2 protein-coding genes are annotated in these 1,363 nt (G+C 71.5%); both read left to right on the top strand.

What is annotated here, in order from left to right; all coding sequences use genetic code 11:
• The coding region (locus tag AC1DXV_RS34695; RefSeq protein WP_477938055.1) for a DNA mismatch repair MutL family protein at positions 1-822 on the top strand (822 nt) is incomplete at its 5' end.
• A 2-nt stretch (positions 823-824) separates the two neighbouring features.
• A partial coding sequence (locus AC1DXV_RS34690; RefSeq protein ID WP_477938054.1) for a MarC family protein occupies positions 825-1,363 on the top strand: 539 nt, incomplete at its 3' end.

Raw genomic sequence — 1,363 nt, 5'->3', positions numbered from 1 at the left:
TCGGAGCACCTGGCGGGGTATGCGGCGGTGCCGGCGGCGCGGCCGTCGTCGTTCGGCAGTGGTGGCGGCGGAGGCAGCTTCGCGCCGCAGTCGATGCGCCCGCAGGTGCAGGGTGCACTCGGGCTGCAGCAGGTGGCGACGCTGTGGGGCGGTGGCGGATCGGCACCGGCCGCGCGCCCTGCGGCGCCGCCCGCAGTGCCAGCCGCCGCGGCGCCGGCCCTCGATTTCCAGCGCGACGAATGGCCGCTCGGCCGTGCCGTCGCGCAGATCGGCGGCGTCTTCGTGCTGGCCGAGAACAGCCACGGCCTGGTGGTCGTCGACATGCATGCGGCGCACGAACGCATCGTCTACGAGCGCCTGAAGGCCAGCCTCGGCAGCGCGGCGATCGAGAGCCAGCCGCTGCTGATCCCGGCCACCTTCGCCGCCACCGCGCAGGAGATCGCGACCGCGCAGGCGCAGGCCGACAACCTGCGCACGCTGGGGCTGGATGTCTCGGCGCTGTCGGCCACGACGCTGGCGGTGCGTTCGCAGCCGGCGGCGCTCGTCGGCGGCGACGTGGTCGAGCTCGCGCGCAGCGTGCTGGCCGAGTTGTCGCAGTACGACGCCAGCAGCGTGATCCAGCGCGCGCAGGACGAGCTGCTGTCGACGATGGCCTGCCACGGCGCGGTGCGTGCGAACCGGCAGCTGACGATCGACGAGATGAATGCGCTGCTGCGCGACATGGAGCGCACCGAGCGCTCCGACCAGTGCAACCACGGCCGGCCGACCTGGCGGCAGATCACGATGAAGGAGCTGGACGCCCTCTTCTGGCGGGGCCGCTGAGCATGGACCACAGTTTCCTGTCGGCCTTCGTCCTGCTGCTGCTGGTGCTCGACCCGCTGGGCAGCCTGCCGATCTTCATCCCGATCATGCGCGAGGTGCCGAAGCACCGGCGGCGCTGGGTCGCGATGCGCGAGGTGGGCATCGCGTTCGGCGTGCTGTTCTTCTTCATGTTCTTCGGCAACGGCTTCCTGCGGGTGATGCACCTGTCGGAGCGTTCGCTCGAAGTGGCCGGCGGCGTGATCCTGCTGATGGTCGCGATCCGGATGATCTTCAGCCACGAAGGCGGCGTGTACGGCACGACCGAGGGCCGCGAGCCGCTGATTTTCCCGCTCGCGGTGCCGCTGCTGGCGGGGCCGTCGGCGATGGCGACGGTGCTGCTGCTGGCCTCGCGCCAGCCGGATCGCCTGCTCGACTGGGTGGCAGCGCTGACGGCCGCGATGGCGGTGTCGGGCGTGGTGCTGGTGCTGTGCGACCGCATCCGCCGGCTGCTGGGCGACTCGGTCGTCTCGGCGATCGAGAAACTGATGGGGCTGGTGCTGAC

This window comes from Rhizobacter sp. P3_C12 (assembly GCF_056402735.1).
The sequence above is the reverse complement of the archived record's forward strand: the minus strand, read 5'-3'. Positions and strand labels throughout refer to the sequence as shown.